This is a genomic window from Streptomyces sp. NPDC047974 (assembly GCF_040653375.1).
Lineage (GTDB): Bacteria > Actinomycetota > Actinomycetes > Streptomycetales > Streptomycetaceae > Streptomyces.
On the sequence record NZ_JBEZNU010000011.1, the window covers coordinates 129,495 to 147,261 of the forward strand.

The following is a 17,767-nucleotide window of genomic DNA, read 5'->3' on the forward strand; positions in this document are numbered from 1 at the left end:
GTGAATCATGCGCAGAATCGCTTTCCTGCGTTCTATTGAGATCCAGCAGACAAAACCCTTTCTGACGGCGCTCGAAGGGCGTTTCCAGAAGGATGGCATCGAGGCCAAGCTCTTCTACACCGACGGAGAATGCGGCCCCGAGGACTTTCCCGGGGAATCCGAGAAGATCCCCGGTGACATCTCCGCGGACGAACTTGCCAAGAAGGTCATCGACTGGGGCGCCGACGGTGTCGTCTCCCTGTCCATCGCCGACGAGAACGCCCTGCGCGACGCGGTGGTGAAGCGCCGTCTCCAGACGGTCGGCATCCCGATGACCGCCCACAGCCTGGACGCGGTCACCCTCACCGGCAACAAGTGGGAGACCAAGCGCCTCCTGGAGCAGCACGGTCTCGACACCCCGCCGGGGCTGCTCGTCGACAACGACGTCCTCGCCGGCCGGGGCCTGGCGATTCCCGCCTATACGGACGCGGTAATGATCCAGATATCCGACATGGGATATCCGCTGATCAGCAAGCCGCTCTGGGACTGCATGGGCGCCGGAATGGTCTCCATTCCCGACGAGGCGGCCCTCGAACGCCACCTGTCCGAAGGCGAGCACCACGGCAATTTCATCCTGGAGCAGTGCGTCTCCGGTGAGATCTGCTCGGTCGAGGTGGTCGGCGCCGACGGCGAGTACGTGGTCCAGCCCCGGGTGTGGCAGGGACCGGCCGAACTCGGTCCGGTCTTCAACTTCGGCCGGCTGCGTTACGTGGCTCCGCGCGAGCCGCACGACCGGGACTTCGCGCCGGTGGCCGAGAAGCTGAAGGGCCTCTGCCGCGAGGTCGGCTTCTCCGGGGCCGTGGGCCTCGACATGATCTACGAGGACGGGGTCTACCAGATCCTGGAGATCAACCCCCGGGTGACCGGCACGACCACCCCGTGCATCGCGTCCACCGACTTCAACACCTACGACGTGCTGCTGTCGATCCTCGACGGCACCTGGCCCGGGCACCCCGAGCCGCGCGAGGGCATCAAGCGGGTGTGCCTCCAGTTCCCGGTCCGCGAGCTGTCCCCGGAGTTCGTCTCCGACGTGACCCGCGAGCTGGACGTCGTACGGACCCAGACCCTCACGATCGACGGGGTCGAGCACCCCAACATCGTCATCACCTGCGAGCTGGAGGACCGGGCGGCCCTGCCCGCGAAGCTCGAATCCCTCTGGCAGCGCCACGCCTTCACGGACCGGTCCTTCCTGCGGCAGATCGCGGTGGCCATCGGTGTGGCGGACGCCCCGACCGACACCGGTGCCGGCACCGAGGAACGGAACCGCTGACATGCGCATGGACGGCTACAGAAAGGTCGTCGCCCTCCCGGGCATCGGCCCGCTCATGGTGCTCGGCTTCTTCGCGAAGATCGCCGTCGTCGCGATCCCCGTCGTGATGAACCTCGGCGTCGTCCTCGGCCTCGGCCGCGGCTTCGGGGCCTCCGGCCTGGTGATCGCCCTCTGGACGGTCGGCGTCGCCATCGGCGGCCCGGTCCAGGGCAAGCTGATGGACCGCTACGGAGTACGCCGGGTGCTCGCCGTTTCGGTGGCCGGCCAGGCGCTCTTCTGGGGCCTCGGACCCGCCCTCCCGTACGAGGCGCTCGCCGTCTCCGCGGTGGCCTGCGGCCTGCTCAACCTCCCCGGCTTCGCGATCGTCCGGCTGAGGCTCGCCGTGGCCGTCCCGGAGGAGCAGCGGCACACGGCCTTCGCGCTGGACGCGATGACCTCCAACATCTCGTACATGGTCGGCCCGGCGCTCGGCGTCACCATCGCCACCGCCATCTCCAGCGATGTGTCGATGCGCGGTCTCGGCCTGATCGTGTCCCTCGCCGGAATCGGCCTGTGGCTGCTGAACCCGCAGGTCAGGGATGAGGTCAAGGGCACGGACACCCCCTCCGCCAAGCCGGCGAAGGTGCCCTTCAGGACCTGGTTCAGCCCGGCCCTCGTCCCGGTGCTCATGGCCACCACCGCCACCACCCTGGCCACCGCCGGCTACGAGGTCGCGATCGTCGGCGGTCTGCGCGAGGCCGGACAGGTGGAGTGGTCGGGACTGGTCCTCACCGTCTGCGGTCTGTGCTCCCTGATCGGCGCGCTGATCTACGGCACGCTGAAGAACCCTCCGTCCTTCGCCCTGATCTCCGGCCTGGTCGGCCTGACCACCGTCGTGGGCGGCTTCGCCACCGGCGACTGGCGCTGGCTGTGCCTGGCCATGGTCCTGCCCGCCGCCCTGTGCTCGCCCGCCTTCGCCTCGACGGCCAGCGCGGCCAGCGGACTGGCGCCGGCCGGCGCCCGCGGAGTGGTCATGGGCTGCTACAGCGCCGCTCTCACCCTCGGCAACAGCATCGGGGCCCCGCTCTCCGGCACCGTCCAGGACGCGATGAGCCCGATGTGGGCCTTCGTGATCATCGGCGCCGCCGGTGCCGCCCTCTCCGTCCTGGCCCTCGCGGGCAGCGCCTGGAGCGCCAAGCGGGCCGAGCCGGCCGCGGAGCCGGCGCCGCGGGCCCTCGCCGAGTCCGCGTCCTGACCCACCCCCCACCCCACGCCCCCCACCCCCCACCCGCCACCTCCCACCCACGTGCAGCTGCGTGGGGATTCCACCCCAGCAAGGAGTTCCCGTGACCATCAAGGGTTACGTCGCGATCGTCGACGCCTTCGCGCCCGCGCGCTTCTTCCCGCCGGAGTTCGAGAAGGCCGGATACCGGTGCATCCGGGTCCAGAGCACCGCCGAGATCCCCCCGGCCTTCGCCGGCTCCCTCGACCTCTCCCTCTACGAGGACAACATCGTCCACCTCGGCGACCTCGACGAGACGATCCGGGCCGTGGGCGCCTACCAGCCGGTCGCCGTCTTCTCCGGCAGCGAGTTCGGCGTCGAGTTCGCCGACCGGCTCAGCGAGGCGATGGGCCTGCCGACCAACGGCACCCGGCACAGCGCCGCCCGTCGCGACAAGTTCACGATGATCGAGACCATCAAGGCCGCCGGAGTGCGCGGCGCCCGGCAGATCCTCGCCACCAGTGCCGAGGAGCTCGCCGACTGGCACCGGGAACTGGGCCGCCGGATCGTCGTCAAGCCGGTCAAGAGCGCCGCCAACGACGGCGTCCACTTCTGCTCGACCCCGGAGGAGAGCGCGCGGGCCTTCCGCGAACTCACCGGCGCGGCCAATGTGTTCTCCGAGGTCAACGAAGGCGTGGTCGCCCAGGAGCACCTCTTCGGCGGCGAGTACATGGTCAACACCGTCAGCCGCGACGGCCGCCACCACGTCACCGACATCATCGCCACCTCGCGCATCTCCGTGAACGGCGTCCACGACATCAGCAACTCCGTCCACCTGATGCCGCGCCACGGCGAGGTGCAGGACCAGCTCGTGCCGTACGCCTTCGAGGTGCTCGACGCCCTCGGCATCAAGCACGGCCCCTCCCACATCGAGCTCAAGTTCACCGCCGAGGGCCCGGTGCTGATCGAGATGGGCGCCCGCATCTGCGGTGGCGACCTCCCGCACTACGTGCAGCACGCCACCGGCGAGTCCCCCTTCGACTGGACCGTCGAGGCGTTCACGAACCCCGAGCGCTTCGCGGAGCGCTGCGACGACCCGTACGAGATCAAGCGCTGGTTCGCCTCGGTCGGCCTGGTCGCCGCCAAGGCCGGCCCGCTGAAGTCGCTGCGGCACCTGGAGGACATCGAGCGGCTCGAGAGCTTCCACGACCTCTCGCAGTTCGTCCCGCTGGGCGGCACGGTCGTCCCCACCGTCAACGACAGCACCTACGTCGGCTTCGTCCGCCTCTTCCACGAGATCGAGGAGGTCGTCATGCGCGACATCGGCACGATCCACTACCTCGACGGCGACGGCATGTACGAGATCGAGGGCGAGGGCGGGGCGTGACCACCACCGCGGCGCGGGGCCTCCCGCACATCGTCGTCATCAACCGCTGGCGCGAGCGGTACGCCCGCTACGCCGAGTACCTGGACCACACCACGCACCACGTCTCGTACATCTCCACCGAGGTGGGCCTGCCCTCCGTGCCGGAGGCGGCCGGGGACGTCGTGACCGTCGAGCGCACGGACGACCTGGAGGCGGTGCGCGCCGCGGTACGGGTGCTGGCCGTGCGGCACGGCAGGCCCGAGCGGATCGTCGCCCTCAAGGAGGACGACCTGCTGATCGCGGCGGCCCTGCGCGAGGAGTGGGACTGCCCCGGGCAGCGGACCGCGCAGCTCGCGAAGTTCCGGGACAAGTACCTGATGGCCTCCGCCGTCGCGGAGGCCGGCCTGGAGCTGCCGGAGTTCGAGCTCGCGACCGACGAGGCCACGGTCCTCGACTTCGCCGGCAGGTTCGGCTGGCCGGTCATCGTCAAGCCGGTCATGGGGAGTTCGAGCGAGGGCGTCGCCAAGCTCGACGGCCCCGAGGAGCTCGCCTCCCTGCGCCTCGACGACGGGCCGATGATGGTCCAGCGCTTCCACCCCGGGCTCATCTACCACGTGGACGGCGTGTTCACCGGCGAGGAGATCCGGCACGTCCGGGCCTCCCGGTACGTCAACACCTGCCTCGGCTTCCGGTCGGGGGACTTCCTCGGCTCGGTCGAGGAGGACGACGAGGCCGTCAACCAGGCGATCAGGGAGGCCGCGGCCGGCTATCTGCGCGCCCTGTCCGACGAGCCGCTCGTCTTCCACCTGGAGGTGTTCGTCGACCGTTCCTCCGGAACCCCCCGGTGCAGCTTCCTGGAGGTCGGGGCGCGCGTGGGCGGGGCCGAGATCCCCTTCGTCTGGCGTGAGGTCCACGGGTACGACCTGATGGACGCGGCGTTCCAGCTCCAGCTCCAGCGGCCCATCCCGGAGGGGGAGCCCGGCGCGAGCGGGGAGGTCGGCGGCTTCCTGATCGTCCCGGCCCCGGAGGCCCGGCCCTGCCGGATCACCGAGGTGACCTCCATGACCGGGCGGGTCCCCGGACTGTACGCGGAGGCGCTGCTGGAGGTCGGCGAGGTGCTGCCGCTGGCGGACGCGTACTACGAGCACGTCGGCGGGCGGTTCCGGTTCCGCGGGGCAGGCAGCGCCGAGGTCGAGGCGGCCGTCGTCGCCGCCGCGACCGGGTTCCGGGTGGCCGGGGTGCCGGCCGACGCGCCGCAGGACGCCGCCGAGGCGCCGGACGCCCTGCTGTCGGCGGCCGCCGGGCGCTAGCGCCCGGCCCGTTCCCCGCCCGTTCCTGCCCGTTCCCCGTCCTTCCCCACCCCGGCTGACCGATCGACCGACCGATCGACCGACCGACCGACTCACCGACAGGAGTACCTGGCATGTCCGTTGCCATCGAGACCATCCCGTTCCACCACTCGTCCCCCGCTCTGCTCGGCGACGCGCTCTCCGGCTGCCCGGAACGGGCGCTCAAGGACTTCATCAGGTCCTGGGCGGATCTGCCCGTGGACGCCTACCTGCCGGACGGGGCGACCTTCCGTCAGCGCAGATACGGTCGCTTCCGCCTGGCCAACGACCAGCTGGTGCCGACCGACTCCGCCGTGTTCGAGCAGTCGGCCGAGGTGAACTCCCTGTTCGGCGGCGTGGAGCGGCGCTTCGAGCCGCTCGCCGACACGGTGGCCTCCTCCGATGTGCTCCGGCGGATCGTGCTCGCCTTCCTCGACAACCTGCCCGGGGAGATCGACCGTGCCACCGCGGGCGTCGGCGTGCACCAGATCCGGATCATCGCGGGCCGCGACGAGTCCTCCATGCCCGCCCCGGAGGGCATCCACGAGGACGGCCACCACTTCGTGGCCCAGGTGCTCATCAACCGCGAGGACGTGGCGGGCGGCGAGTCGCAGCTCTACGACCGGGACAAGCAGCCGATCTTCCGCACCACCCTGCTCGAGCCCTTCGAGTCGATCGTCATCGACGACCGCCGGGTGTTCCACGGAGTCTCGGCGATCACCCCGGCGGAAGGTGCCGAGCGGGGCATCCGCGACATGATGCTGATCGACTTCTTCCCCCTGGCCGACTGACCCCGGCCGCCGGATCCCCCCACCGCCTGACCAGGGAGGCCGCGCCGAGGCTCCGCCGGATCCCCCCCCCGGCGGAGCCTCGGCGCGGCCGGCCCCGTACGAAAGGAGTTCCGTCCATGCGTCCGATGACCGGGGAAGAGTGGCGGGCGTTCGTCCTGACCGGCACCCGCACCGGCAAGCTGGCCACCCACCGCAAGGACGGCCGGCCGCACGTCACCCCGGTGTGGTTCCTCCTGGACGACACCGCCGACGGCCGTACCGAGGTGCTCTTCACGACCTGGCACGCCTCGCTGAAGGCCCACGCCCTGCGGCGGGAGCCGCGGTTCGCGCTCTGCGTGGACGACATGGAGGCGCCGTACGCGTACGTGATGCTCGAATGCACGGCGCGGTTCACCCAGGACCCGGCGGAGCTGAGGACGTGGGCGACCAGGATCGGAGGCCGGTACATGGGCGGCGAACTGGCGGAGCGGTACGGGGAGCGCAACTCGGTGCCGGGCGAGTACCTCGTACGGGCGAACATCGATCACGTGATCGCCTATGAGGGGATCGCTTCCTGACGCACCGCGGCACAGACTTGCCCTGTACACCCGTACGCGCGTACACCCGTACGTCCGTACGCCACGTGAACCGACGTCAGGAGAGCAGACTGTGCGCACCGCCGCCGTGACCCCCCGAGGCGACCTGATCCGCTGGGTCGAGCTGCCGGGGGCCGAGCCGGTCCGTGTCTACGTACACGGGCTCGGCGCCACCTCGCCGGCGTACTGGACGGAGACGGCGGTGCACCCGCTGCTCGCCGGGCACCGCTCGCTGCTGATCGACCTGCTCGGGCACGGCATCAGCGACCGGCCCACGGACTTCGACTACTCGCTGGAATCGCACGCCGACGCGCTCGCCCTGGCGCTGACCGCCGCCGGTGTCGCCGGGGCCGAGGTGATCGCGCACAGCATGGGCGGCTCGGTGGCCGTCGTGCTGGCCGCCCGTCACCCGCGGCTGGTGTCGAAGCTGGTGCTCGTCGATGCCAACCTCGACGCCGCCGAGCCGAAGCACGGCGCCGTCGGCAGCACCGGGATCGCCGCCTACACCGAGGAGGAGTTCCTGGCCGGCGGCTGGGCGGAGGTACGGGACGCGGCCGGCGCGCACTGGTGGTCGACCATGCGGCTCGCGGGCCGCGAGGCCCTGCACCGCAGCGCCGTCCAGCTGGTCCGCGGCTCGGACCCGGTGATGCGGGAGCTGCTGCGGGACCTGGAGATCCCGCGGACCTTCCTGCTCCCGCGGGCCGACGGCCCCCTGCCGGGTGCGGCGGAGCTCGCGGCGGCGGGCGTCGGCGTGGTCGAGATCCCGGACTGCGGGCACAACATCATGCTGGACAACCCGCAGGCCTTCGCCGAGGCCGCGGCCGCCGCGCTGGCCTGACCCCGAACGCGCCGCCGCCCCGCGCCGCCGCCCCGCCCCGCCGCCCCGCGCCGCCGGGCCGACGAGCCGCCCGGTCTACCGGTCGGCGACCGGGTGCGGGGCCCCCGCGATCCGGGCCCCGCGCGGAGCCGTCCTGGCCGCGGTCGACGTGACCAGGTCGAGGGTGCTGAGGACCACCATCGCGATGCCCAGGGGCACGTGGAACGCCGGCAGGTGGGCGATGCCCAGGGCGACCTGGACCGAGGCGAGGACCAGGAGCCCGGAGGCGTACAGGATCGGCCGTGGCCCGGCGCCGCCCGGGCGCCAGGCCACCACCGCGGCCACCAGGTAGAGCATCGAGGCGCCGTACATCACCCGCGAGCCGACGTCGTGCAGGAGCGCGCCCGTCGGGGAGACGAGCAGGGCTCCGGCGGTGCCCGCCTGGAAGAACAGGGCCAGGGTCTGGAGTCCGACCGCGACCCTGACGGTCCGGTGGAAGGCGGGGCGGGGGCTCCCCGCCGCGGGGGTGGTCTGTCCGGGCATCTCCGGGTCCTTTCCGGTTGCCGGGGGTGGGTGGTGGGCTCAGTGGAGGGTGAGGGAGGTCTCGGCCAGGATGTGGGCGAGCTTCTCGGGGTTGCGGACGTAGTAGAGGCCGCTGATCAGGCCGTCCTCGACGCGCAGCGCCATCACGCCGTCCAGCTCGCCGTCGACGCGCACGGCGAGTGCCGGGGCGCCGTTGACGAAGGTGGGCTCGGTGGTGACCGTGACGTCGTGCTTGTGGGTGCCGCCCAGGTAGAAGCGGGTGACCTTGTCGGCGCCGACGACCGGCCGGAGCGCGGCCCGCTTGATCCCGCCGCCGTCGCTGACGAGGACGACGTCGGGGGCGAGCAGGTCCAGGAACTCCTGCGGGTCGCGGGTCTCCAGGGCCCGCCGGAAGGAGTCCACGACCGCCCGCGCCTGCCGGGCCGGGACCGCGGCGCGGGGGCGCCGGGCGTCGACGTGCTTGCGGGCCCGGTGGGCGATCTGGCGGACGGCGGCCGGGGTCTTGTCGACGGCCGCCGCGATCTCCTCGTACCCCACCTCGAAGACCTCGCGGAGCACGAAGACGGCCCGCTCGGTCGGCGTGAGGGTCTCCAGGACCAGCATCATCGCCATGGACACCGACTCGCTCAGCTCGACGTCCTCGGCGACGTCCGGCGTGGTGAGCAGCGGCTCGGGCAGCCACTGCCCGACGTACGCCTCCCGCCGCCGCTGGACGGTCCGCAGGCGGTTGAGGGCCTGGCGGGTGGTGATGCGGACGAGGTACGCCCGCTGGTCGCGGACCTGGGCGAGGTCGACGCCGGTCCAGCGCAGCCAGGTCTCCTGGAGGACGTCCTCGGCGTCGGCGGCCGAGCCGAGCATCTCGTACGCCACCGTGAACAGCAGGTTCCGGTGGGCGACGAAGGTCTCGGTCGCCGGGTCCGTGGTGTGCTCGCCGGTCATGCTTCGGTCTCCCCGTTCTCGGTCCGCCGGATCAGACCGCGTGCTCGGGGGCGTCCGTCGTGCGGACCGCGCGCGCCTGGAGGAGCCGGGGCCGGTGCTTGCCGTCCTTGGGCCAGGAGTGCGCACCGGGCTTGCGGGCCTCTTCGGTCAGGTGCTTGACGCTGAACGCGCAGGCGAGTTCCTTCAGCTTCGCCCCCGCACGTCCGCCGACGTAGATTCCCATCGCGCGGTCGTCCTTGTGTGCGATTTGGAAGATCGCCGTGCGCCGGCCGAAGCTGAGGCACATCGCGTTGAACGCCATGTCCACCGGCTCGGGGCGGCGGCCGTCGATCCGGGCCAGCACCGTGTCGGCCGCGTGCGCGCCGAGGCAGCCGGCCACGTAGGCGCTCATCCGGAAGGGCAGGTCCGAGGGGGCCGCGCAGTCCCCGGCCGCGACGATCCGCTCGTCGTCCACGCTGGTCAGCGTCTCGTCGGTGAGCAGGCGTCCGGCGGCGTCGGCGCTCAGTCCGCTGCGCACCGCCAGGTCCGGGACGCCGAAGCCGGCGGTCCAGACGGCGAGCCCGCCGCCCACCACACGGCCGTCGGCGAGCCGGACCTCCTCCGCCGTCACCTCGGTCACCTTCGTACCGGGGCCGTCGAGCACGGTGACCCCGAGGGCGGCGAGCCGGCGGACGGCCGAGCGGCGGGCCCTGGGGTGCAGATACGGGCCGAGGACGCCGCCGCAGACCAGCGTCACCGGGCGGCCGCCCTCGGCGATCTCGGCGGCCGTCTCGATGCCGGTCGGGCCGGCGCCGACGACGGTGACCGGGACCCCGGCGGGCAGCTCGGCGACGGCGGCGCGCAGCCGCTCGGCCGACTCCAGCTCGGCGACCTGGTGGGCGTGGTCGGCGACGCCGGGCACCTCCGGGCGGGCGCCGGTGGAGCCGACGGCGTAGACGAGGCGGTCGTAGCCGACCGTGCCGCCCGACTCCAGGGTGACCACGCGCGCGTGGGCGTCGATCCGGGCCACGGAGTCGACGACGAGCCGGACGCGCTCGGCCAGCACCTCCTCGTAACGGACGACGGCCGGGTGGCTGCCGCCGACCAGCTGGTGGAGGCGGAGCCGGGGGACGAAGGACGGACGGGGGTTGACCACCGTCACGTGCACGTCCGCGCGTCCGCTGAGCCGGTTGGCCGCCATGACACCGGCGTATCCGCCGCCGATCACGACCACTTCGGTGTTCCCGCCCATGGCGTCGTCTCCTTCGTCCCGGACCGCCCGGACCGCCCGGACTTCTCCCGGACCGGCCCCTTCAGGGGGTCGACCACAGGACACCGGGCGGGCGACGACTGTGACGTGGTGTGACGTGGATCACCGAATTGCGGCGGGATTCACGGGGAGCGGGCGCGTGACGGGCCGCCGGAGGGCACGTCGGCCGTGCATCGCGGACTCCCGTTGATCCGGACGGGTGGTGTTCATCGGAAGAACTGCGCGGACGCGGCGTCGCTCCGCCGGATCCGGGTGCGCATACAGATCATGAGAAAGGTATGTAAAGCGCGCAACCCGAAATGAACCATCCGAGAACGCCGCACCAGCGAAAGTGAGGGGCCATGGCCACCGCCAAGGTCAAGCAGTTCTGGACCGCCTTCATCTCCGTCCTCTTCGCCCTGCTCGCCTCCGTCGGCCTGGCGGCCCCCGCCGCCGCCCAGGGCCAGGCCCCCGTGACCCAGCCCGAGGAGCCGGCCGCCCCCGCCGCCCCCGTCACCGCCGAGCGCGCCGTGACGGTCGTGGCACAGAGGCGGGCGGAGCCCTGGGCGACGCTGCGCCGCGGCTCGCTGCCGCCCACCATCAAGCAGCGCATCGGCGCCGAGGCCCACGGCTCCGCTCCCGCCTCCCGCACGCTCCGCTCGGCCGCGCCGCTCGCGAGCGACCCGGCCGAGCTGACCCGGCTGGCGCTCGCGACGGCCGCCTAGGGTGCGGGGAGAGCACGACTTCTCCCTCCCCGCACCCCGCGCCGGAGTCACCTCCGGACAGCACGGACAGCACGGACAGCACGGACAGCGCGGACGGAACGCACGGGACAGAGGGAACAGAGGGAACGGACGGAACGGTCCCAGGTCAGCGGCGCTCGTCGGGCTCCGTGGACTCGGTCTCCGGCCCCGCCTCGATCCCGGACCCGTCCCCGGTCTCGGCCTCCACCACGTTCCCGGACTCCGCGACCACCCGCGTACCGGCCTCGGACTCCCCGCCCGGGAGACCGCCCGACGCGGACGGCATGCCCGAGCCCTCGTCCACCTCCGTGGGCGCCGGCGGCTCGACCAGCCAGTCGGGATTGGCCTGCCTGTCCCACCACTTCCAGGCGGCGAACGCGCCGCCGATGAGCAGGCCCAGCACGGCGAGACCCTTGACGAGACGCCCGGCCCTGGCCCGGCGCTCCTGCTTCCTCATGATCTTCCGGACGTCGTCCGGCGTCACCTGACCGCGCAGCGCGGCCCAGGCGGCAGTGGAACGCGACCCGGCCTCCTCAAGGACGGGACCGGTCGCGGCGACCGCGTGCTCGACACGCGGAACGGTGTAGTCGGCCACCTGATGGGCGACCGAGCGGGTCCGAGCCGCAGCGCGATGCGCGGCGTCGTCGACCCGCGGCGGCACGTGCGGCGCCACATGCGCGGCGTACTGCACACGCGCCTGCGCGCGTGCCTGCCGAGCGGCGCTCGACACCTTGGGTGCGAGCCGCACCCGCGCCTCGTGCGCATAGTGCGCGGCCTGGTCCTTGGCCGTGCCGGCGTACGGCGCCACCACGTCCGCGGCGTGCAGGACGCTTTCCTTCGCCGAATCCGTAGCGGCGCGCACGCTGTCCATGCGAGTCACGGGTTCCTCCTCCTCGATGGCGAGCGATGTCGGTTTTTCACCTTTCCATCCTTTTCGGCATCATGCCTTCCGGAGCGAAGTACGGCATGCGGTGCGGGCATCCGGGGCATGCGGGGGATGCGGGCGGGCCGTGCCCGGCCGCTGCGCCGTGCGAGGATCGACTCGCCAGGGCCGCGGACGCGTGAGGCGATCCGTTCCGCGGTGTGACGCACGACCAGGGAGGGAAGGCGGACCGTGGCCATGCCGTACGCGATCCTCAAGACCAGCGCGGGCGACATCGAGGTGCGCCTGCTGCCGTTCCACGCGCCGAAGACGGTGCGGAACTTCACGGAGCTCGCCTCGGGCGGGCGCGAGTGGACCCACCCCGGCACCGGACGGGTCTCCACCGATCCCCTCTACGACGGCACGGTCTTCCACCGGGTCATCGGGAACTTCATGATCCAGGGCGGCGACCCGCTGGGGACGGGCACGGGCGGACCCGGATACGAGTTCGCCGACGAGTTCCACCCGGAGCTCTGGTTCGACCGGCCGTACCTGCTGGCGATGGCCAACGCCGGGCCGGGCACCAACGGCTCCCAGTTCTTCATCACGGTCGGCCCCGCGACCTGGCTGAACCGCAAGCACACCATCTTCGGCGAGGTCGTGGACGCGAAGAGCCGCGCCGTCGTCGACGCCATCGCGCAGGTCACCACCGACCCGCAGACCCAGCGGCCGCTGACCGACGTCGTGGTCGAGTCCGTGGTGATCGAGCAGCGCTGACCGGGAAGGAGGGGACCGAGCCCATGGACGCGCAGTCCGGACCGCCGCACTGCTACCGCCATCCCGGCACCGAGACGGGCATCCGCTGCACGCGCTGCGAGAAGCCCATCTGCCCGGAGTGCATGATCTCCGCCTCCGTCGGCTTCCAGTGCCCCGACTGCGTCCGCAGCGGTTCCGGCACCGGGCACGCCGCCGGCGCCAACCAGGCGAGGACGCTCGCGGGCGGCCGGGTCAGGACCGACGACCGCCTGGTCACCAAGATCCTCATCGGGATCTGCGTGCTGGTGTACGGGCTCGTGCTGCTCCTCGGCGACCGGTTCGTCGATGAGCTCGTGCTCATCGGGTACGCGTACAACCCGCTGCTCGGCGAGGTCGTCGGGGTCGCGGACGGCGAGTGGTACCGGCTGCTCACCTCCACGGTCCTGCATCAGGAGCCCTTGCACATCCTCTTCAACCTGCTGGGCCTGTGGGTGATCGGCGGGATCGTCGAGCCGGAGCTCGGCCGGTCCCGGTACGCGCTCCTGTGCCTGCTCTCCGGGCTGTCCGGCTCGGTCCTCGCCTACGTGGTCGCGGCCCCGAACCAGCCCTCGCTGGGCGCCTCGGGCATCGTCTACGGCCTCATCGGAGCCTGGGCGGTGCTGGCCCGCCGGCGGCGCCACGACATGGGGCCCGTGACCCTCTTCGTGGCCCTGTCCCTGGTGATGACGTTCACCCGTCCGGGGATCTCCTGGGAGGCGCACGTCGGTGGACTCGTGGCCGGCGCCCTGGTGACGTACGTGCTCGTGCGGGCGCCCCGGAGCCGCCGGGAGCTCGTCCAGTACGGCGCCTGCGCCCTGGTGCTGCTCGTCGACGTGGGTGTCGTGGTGGGCCGGACCATGGCGCTCACCTGAGCGCCTGAGCCTGTGGACGAGCTGGGGAAGCGAGCTTTCCCCAGAGTTATCCACAGTGTGTGGCGGGTTCTCCCCACCGGGGTGGGTACGACCGAGCCCCCTGCCTCTGACCTGGGATTTATCCCAAGAGGTAGGGGGCTCCAGCTCGCTGTGGACAGGTGTTCGCGGTCATACCGGCGTCAATCCGGTGCGAGTTATCCACAGATCTTCCTAAGTTATCCAGTGCTGTGCACAACGCTGTGGATAAACTCAGGGGTGAGCTTGACGGCAGCCGGGAAGACCCGCTAAGCGCCGCTAAGTCGCTCACTTCCACTGCGTGGAGACACCGAAGCCGGCGGCGATGAAGCCGAAGCCGACCACGATGTTCCAGTTCCGGATCGACTCGACCGGAAGCGAACCGTCGGTGACGTAGAAGACCACGATCCACACCAGACCGATGGCGAACAGGGCCAGCATCACCGGGGCGACCCAGCTGCGGTTCGTCAGCTTGATGTTGGCGGCCTGCTTCGCCGGCGGGGGCGTGTAGTCGGCCTTCTTGCGGATCCGTGACTTCGGCACGAGGGACTCTCCTGTCGATGCGCTGCGTGACCGCGCAGGGAACTGTGGCTGTCGCCGGGATGTGACGTAGCAGGTCGACTGCGCCCCCCGGGCGTCCGTTAGCGTAGTGGTTCCGCGGCGCAGAAGGGGATCAGGGTACGTTGAGCAATTCCGCCGACACTCCGGGCGAGCCCCCCGTCGGACCGGGCGGGCCCGGTCGCTGGCGTCCCGTCCGACTCCTCACCCTGGGCGTCTTCGCCCTCGCGGGGCTGCTCTTCGTCACGAGCTTCAACACCGCCAAGGGCACCAACATCCGCACGGACGCCTCCCTGCTGAGGCTCTCCGACCTCATCGAGGAACGCAGCCACAAGAACGCGGGCCTCGACGAGTCCACCGCCCTCCTGCGCGACCGGGTCGACGCCCTCGCCGCCCGCGACGACGGCTCCACGGCCGCCGAGGACCGCCGCCTCAAGGCGCTGGAGACCGCCGCCGGCACCACCGAGATCTCCGGCCCCGGCCTCACCGTCACGCTGAACGACGCCCCGCCCGGCGCCCAGGCCGCCCCCGGCTACCCCGAACCGCAGGCCAACGACCTGGTCATCCACCAGCAGGACCTCCAGGCCGTGGTCAACGCCCTGTGGGAGGGCGGCGCCGAGGGCATCCGCGTCATGGACCAGCGGCTCATCTCCACCAGCGCGGTCCGCTGCGTCGGCAACACCCTGATCCTCCAGGGCCGCGTCTACTCGCCCCCGTACAAGATCACCGCCGTCGGCGACCGCGGGAAGCTCGACAAGGCCCTCGCGGACTCCCCCGCGCTCCAGAACTACCAGCTGTACGTGAAGGCCTACGGACTCGGCTGGAAGGTCGACGACCACAAGGACGTCACCCTGCCCGGCTACGCGGGCGCGGTCGACCTCCACCAGGCCAAGCCCGCCGCGTAGCCCGGTTCGGGACCGGTCGTCCACAGGCTTCGGACAGCTTCCCCCCGACGGGGGCCTCGCCCCGTACTCTGGTGCCCGTAACGAACGGAAGGGGCGGTCGGACGTCATGTACGGATGGATCTGGCGGCATCTGCCGGGCAACGCCTGGGTGAAGGCGCTGATCTCGGTCGTGCTGGTCCTCGCGGTCGTCTACGTCCTCTTCCAGTACGTGTTCCCCTGGGCGGAGCCTCTGCTTCCGTTCAACGATGTGACGGTGGACGGCCAGTGAGCGCGCGAATTCTCGTCGTCGACAACTACGACAGCTTCGTCTTCAACCTCGTGCAGTACCTCTACCAGCTCGGCGCCGAGTGCGAGGTGCTCCGCAACGACGAGGTGGAGCTGAGCCACGCCCAGGACGGCTTCGACGGCGTGCTGCTGTCCCCCGGTCCCGGCGCCCCCGAGCAGGCCGGCGTCTGCATCGACATGGTGCGGCACTGCGCCGCCACCGGTGTCCCGGTCTTCGGCGTCTGCCTCGGCATGCAGTCGATGGCCGTGGCCTACGGCGGCGTCGTCGACCGCGCCCCCGAGCTGCTGCACGGCAAGACCTCGCCCGTGGTCCACGAGGGCAAGGGCGTCTTCGCCGGCCTCCCCTCGCCGTTCACCGCCACCCGCTACCACTCGCTCGCCGCGGAGCCGGCCGACCTGCCCGCCGAGCTCGAAGTGACCGCGCGGACCGAGGACGGCATCATCATGGGCCTCCGCCACCGCGAACTGCCCGTCGAAGGCGTCCAGTTCCACCCCGAGTCGGTGCTCACCGAGCACGGCCACCTGATGCTCGCCAACTGGCTGGTGCAGTGCGGAGACGAGGGAGCGGTCGGCCGGTCGGCGGGGCTCGCGCCGGTGGTGGGCAAGGCCGTCGCGTGACGACGGGCTCGCCGTGGTTCCGGGCCTCCGGGCAGCCCGGCGCCGAGCCGATACCCGAGGACCACGGGGGCCGGGCGCCCGGGCAGGGCCCGTACGACCAGAGCCCGTACGACCAGAGCGCCTACGACCAGAGCGCCTACGAGCAGCAGCGCCCGTATGGGCAGCAGGGCCCGTACGAGCAGCAGGGCGGGTACGAGCAGGGCGGGTACGGCTACGAGCAGCAGGGCCCGTACCCGTACCCGTATCCCTCCCCGGAGCAGTCCTCGTACGAGCCGCAGCCGCAGCCGCAGGCGCCGGTCTACGAACCCCCGCGGGAAGCCGTCCACGAGCCCGTACACGAGCCGTACGAGGCCGAAGGGACCCGGGAGGCGCCCGAGGTCGCGGAGGAGGCTCCGAGGTCCGTGGAGGCCCTCCCCGGGCCCGGGCGGGCCGAGCGGCGGCGGGCCGCCGCCAAGCAGGGCCGCGGCAAGGGCCGCCCGGCGGCCGGACCGGCCACCGGGACCACCGCCGGAACGCCCGCCGCGCGTCCCCTCTCGCGGGTCGAGGCCCGCCGCGCCGCCCGGGAGGCGAAGGCCGCCAAGGACAGCGTCGGCGTCGTCGTCGGCGAGCTGTTCATCACCCTCGGCGTGGTCATGCTCCTCTTCGTCGCCTACCAGCTGTGGTGGACGAACGTCCTCGCCGGCCAGGAGACCGACCAGGCCAAGGAGCGCATCGAGGACACCTGGGCCAAGGGCGAGAACAAGCCGGACGTCTTCGCCCCCGGCGAGGGCTTCGCCATCATGCACATCCCCAAGCTGGACGTCGTCGTCCCCGTCGCCGAGGGCATCAGCAAGCCCAAGGTCCTCGACAAGGGCATGGTCGGCCACTACGGCGAGGGCAAGCTCAAGACCGCCATGCCCTCCGACAAGCAGGGCAACTTCGCGGTCGCCGGCCACCGCAACACCCACGGCGAACCGTTCCGGTACATCAACCGCCTCAAGCCCGGCGACCCCATCGTGGTCGAGACCCAGGACGCCTACTACACGTACGAGATGGCGAGCATCCTCCCGCAGACCGCGCCCTCGAACATCGCCGTCATCGACCCGGTCCCCAAGGGCTCCGGCTTCACCGAGCCCGGCCGCTACATCACCCTGACCACCTGCACGCCCGAGTTCACCAGCACCTACCGCATGATCGTCTGGGGAAAGCTGGTCGAGGAACGCCCGCGCAGCAAGGGAAAGCCGACCGCGCTCGTAGGCTGAGACCCCACACCTCCAGAAGGGACGAGGGCCGACCCAGTGTCACGCGCGCGCAACCGGATCGCCGGGCTCATCAGCGTCTTCGGCGAACTCCTCATCACAGCCGGCCTCGTGCTCGGACTCTTCGTCGTCTACTCGCTGTGGTGGACGAACGTCCTCGCCGACCGTGCCGCCGACAAGGAAGGCGCGCAGGTCCGCGGCGAATGGGCCGACCAGGGCCCCGGCGCCCTCGACACCAAGGGGGGCCTCGGCTTCCTCCACGTCCCCGCGTTCGGCGGCGACGAGATCCTGGTGAAGCGGGGCACCGAGAGCACCGTCCTCAACAACGGCGTCGCCGGCTACTACACCGACCCGGTGAAGTCCGCCCTCCCGCAGGACAAGCAGGGCAACTTCACCCTCGCCGCCCACCGGGACGGCCACGGCGCCAAGTTCCACAACATCCACAAGCTGAAGAACGGCGATCCGATCGTCTTCGAGTCCAAGGACACCTGGTACGTCTACAAGGTCTACAAGACGCTCCCGGAGACCACGAAGTACAACGTGGACGTCCTCCAGCCGGTCCCCGAGGAGTCCGGCAAGAAGGCACCCGGCCGGTACATCACCCTCACCACCTGCACCCCGATGTACACCTCCGACTACCGCTTCATCGTCTGGGGCGAGCTGGCCCGCACGGAGAAGGTCGACGCGGACCGCACCCCGCCGGCCGAGCTCCGCTGACGGAGCCCGGCACGGAAGCGCCCGGAACGGGGAGAGCCCCGGAGTCCTGTGTCGGACTCCGG

Annotated in this window: 20 protein-coding genes; 15 read left to right on the forward strand and 5 right to left on the reverse strand. The window is 71.5% G+C overall.

Translation table 11 applies throughout. From position 1 onward, the window contains the following. Positions 1–7: 7 nt before the first annotated feature. The 7 genes from AB0E19_RS18005 to AB0E19_RS18035 all read left to right on the forward strand — a co-directional run bounded on the left by AB0E19_RS18005 (position 8) and on the right by AB0E19_RS18035 (position 7,408). A complete protein-coding gene (locus AB0E19_RS18005; protein ID WP_362180457.1) occupies positions 8–1,309 on the forward strand; it encodes an ATP-grasp domain-containing protein in 1,302 nt (433 codons plus the stop codon). A gap of 7 nt (positions 1,310–1,316) precedes the next feature. After that, positions 1,317–2,543 (forward strand): MFS transporter, encoded by a 1,227-nt coding sequence (locus tag AB0E19_RS18010; RefSeq protein ID WP_362180459.1) that lies wholly within the window; start codon positions 1,317–1,319, stop codon positions 2,541–2,543. A gap of 91 nt (positions 2,544–2,634) precedes the next feature. Then, positions 2,635–3,897, forward strand: coding sequence for an ATP-grasp domain-containing protein (locus tag AB0E19_RS18015; RefSeq protein WP_362180462.1), 1,263 nt, complete (start codon positions 2,635–2,637; stop codon positions 3,895–3,897). Then, the gene (locus AB0E19_RS18020; protein WP_362180465.1) at positions 3,894–5,186 is read left to right on the forward strand and encodes a biotin carboxylase; all 1,293 of its coding nucleotides are present in this window, start codon (positions 3,894–3,896) and stop codon (positions 5,184–5,186) included. The genes AB0E19_RS18015 and AB0E19_RS18020 overlap by 4 nt, the downstream gene beginning before the upstream one ends. A gap of 113 nt (positions 5,187–5,299) precedes the next feature. After that, positions 5,300–5,995, forward strand: a complete 696-nt coding sequence (locus AB0E19_RS18025) for a 2OG-Fe dioxygenase family protein (RefSeq protein WP_362180468.1) — start codon at positions 5,300–5,302, stop codon at positions 5,993–5,995. Positions 5,996–6,120: 125 nt separating this feature from the next. Beyond that, positions 6,121–6,552 carry a PPOX class F420-dependent oxidoreductase gene (locus AB0E19_RS18030; RefSeq protein WP_362180695.1) on the forward strand — a complete coding sequence of 144 codons (432 nt, stop codon included), beginning with the start codon at positions 6,121–6,123 and terminating at the stop codon, positions 6,550–6,552. Between the two features lie 91 nt (positions 6,553–6,643). After that, complete coding sequence (locus tag AB0E19_RS18035) at positions 6,644–7,408, forward strand: alpha/beta hydrolase (RefSeq protein WP_362180471.1); 765 nt, start codon at positions 6,644–6,646, stop codon at positions 7,406–7,408. 75 nt (positions 7,409–7,483) lie between these two features. Here the strand turns inward: AB0E19_RS18035 and AB0E19_RS18040 are convergent, their stop codons facing one another. From AB0E19_RS18040 to AB0E19_RS18050, 3 genes are read right to left on the reverse strand one after another with little or no spacing between them, the layout of a single operon-like run. Then, on the reverse strand, positions 7,484–7,930 hold the full coding sequence (locus tag AB0E19_RS18040) for a hypothetical protein (protein ID WP_362180474.1): 447 nt from the start codon (positions 7,928–7,930) through the stop codon (positions 7,484–7,486). A 39-nt stretch (positions 7,931–7,969) separates the two neighbouring features. Next, positions 7,970–8,869, reverse strand: a complete 900-nt coding sequence (locus tag AB0E19_RS18045) for an RNA polymerase sigma-70 factor (RefSeq protein WP_362180477.1) — start codon at positions 8,867–8,869, stop codon at positions 7,970–7,972. Positions 8,870–8,900: 31 nt separating this feature from the next. Then, complete coding sequence (locus AB0E19_RS18050; protein ID WP_362180480.1) at positions 8,901–10,100, reverse strand: FAD-dependent oxidoreductase; 1,200 nt, start codon at positions 10,098–10,100, stop codon at positions 8,901–8,903. 359 nt (positions 10,101–10,459) lie between these two features. Here AB0E19_RS18050 and AB0E19_RS18055 point away from each other — a divergent pair, with 359 nt between their 5' ends. After that, positions 10,460–10,822 carry a DUF6344 domain-containing protein gene (locus AB0E19_RS18055; RefSeq protein ID WP_362180483.1) on the forward strand — a complete coding sequence of 121 codons (363 nt, stop codon included), beginning with the start codon at positions 10,460–10,462 and terminating at the stop codon, positions 10,820–10,822. 145 nt (positions 10,823–10,967) lie between these two features. Here AB0E19_RS18055 and AB0E19_RS18060 read toward each other — a convergent pair whose 3' ends face one another. Beyond that, positions 10,968–11,720: a DUF5324 family protein gene (locus tag AB0E19_RS18060; protein WP_362180486.1), complete on the reverse strand. Its 753-nt coding sequence runs from the start codon at positions 11,718–11,720 to the stop codon at positions 10,968–10,970. A gap of 240 nt (positions 11,721–11,960) precedes the next feature. Here AB0E19_RS18060 and AB0E19_RS18065 point away from each other — a divergent pair, with 240 nt between their 5' ends. After that, complete coding sequence (locus AB0E19_RS18065; RefSeq protein ID WP_362180698.1) at positions 11,961–12,479, forward strand: peptidylprolyl isomerase; 519 nt, start codon at positions 11,961–11,963, stop codon at positions 12,477–12,479. A 23-nt stretch (positions 12,480–12,502) separates the two neighbouring features. Continuing rightward, a complete protein-coding gene (locus tag AB0E19_RS18070) occupies positions 12,503–13,369 on the forward strand; it encodes a rhomboid family intramembrane serine protease (protein WP_362180489.1) in 867 nt (288 codons plus the stop codon). 303 nt (positions 13,370–13,672) lie between these two features. Here AB0E19_RS18070 and crgA read toward each other — a convergent pair whose 3' ends face one another. After that, a complete protein-coding gene (gene crgA, locus AB0E19_RS18075; RefSeq protein WP_169092879.1) occupies positions 13,673–13,927 on the reverse strand; it encodes a cell division protein CrgA in 255 nt (84 codons plus the stop codon). A gap of 140 nt (positions 13,928–14,067) precedes the next feature. Here crgA and AB0E19_RS18080 point away from each other — a divergent pair, with 140 nt between their 5' ends. The 5 genes from AB0E19_RS18080 to AB0E19_RS18100 all read left to right on the forward strand — a co-directional run bounded on the left by AB0E19_RS18080 (position 14,068) and on the right by AB0E19_RS18100 (position 17,705). Further along, positions 14,068–14,847, forward strand: a complete 780-nt coding sequence (locus tag AB0E19_RS18080) for a DUF881 domain-containing protein (RefSeq protein WP_362180493.1) — start codon at positions 14,068–14,070, stop codon at positions 14,845–14,847. Positions 14,848–14,953: 106 nt separating this feature from the next. After that, positions 14,954–15,115 carry a hypothetical protein gene (locus tag AB0E19_RS18085; RefSeq protein ID WP_030493741.1) on the forward strand — a complete coding sequence of 54 codons (162 nt, stop codon included), beginning with the start codon at positions 14,954–14,956 and terminating at the stop codon, positions 15,113–15,115. Continuing rightward, a complete protein-coding gene (locus AB0E19_RS18090; RefSeq protein WP_359527768.1) occupies positions 15,112–15,750 on the forward strand; it encodes an aminodeoxychorismate/anthranilate synthase component II in 639 nt (212 codons plus the stop codon). The genes AB0E19_RS18085 and AB0E19_RS18090 overlap by 4 nt, the downstream gene beginning before the upstream one ends. After that, positions 15,747–16,991, forward strand: a complete 1,245-nt coding sequence (locus AB0E19_RS18095) for a class E sortase (protein ID WP_362180498.1) — start codon at positions 15,747–15,749, stop codon at positions 16,989–16,991. The genes AB0E19_RS18090 and AB0E19_RS18095 overlap by 4 nt, the downstream gene beginning before the upstream one ends. A 36-nt stretch (positions 16,992–17,027) precedes the next feature. Beyond that, positions 17,028–17,705 carry a class E sortase gene (locus AB0E19_RS18100; RefSeq protein ID WP_362180501.1) on the forward strand — a complete coding sequence of 226 codons (678 nt, stop codon included), beginning with the start codon at positions 17,028–17,030 and terminating at the stop codon, positions 17,703–17,705. Positions 17,706–17,767: the final 62 nt, after the last annotated feature.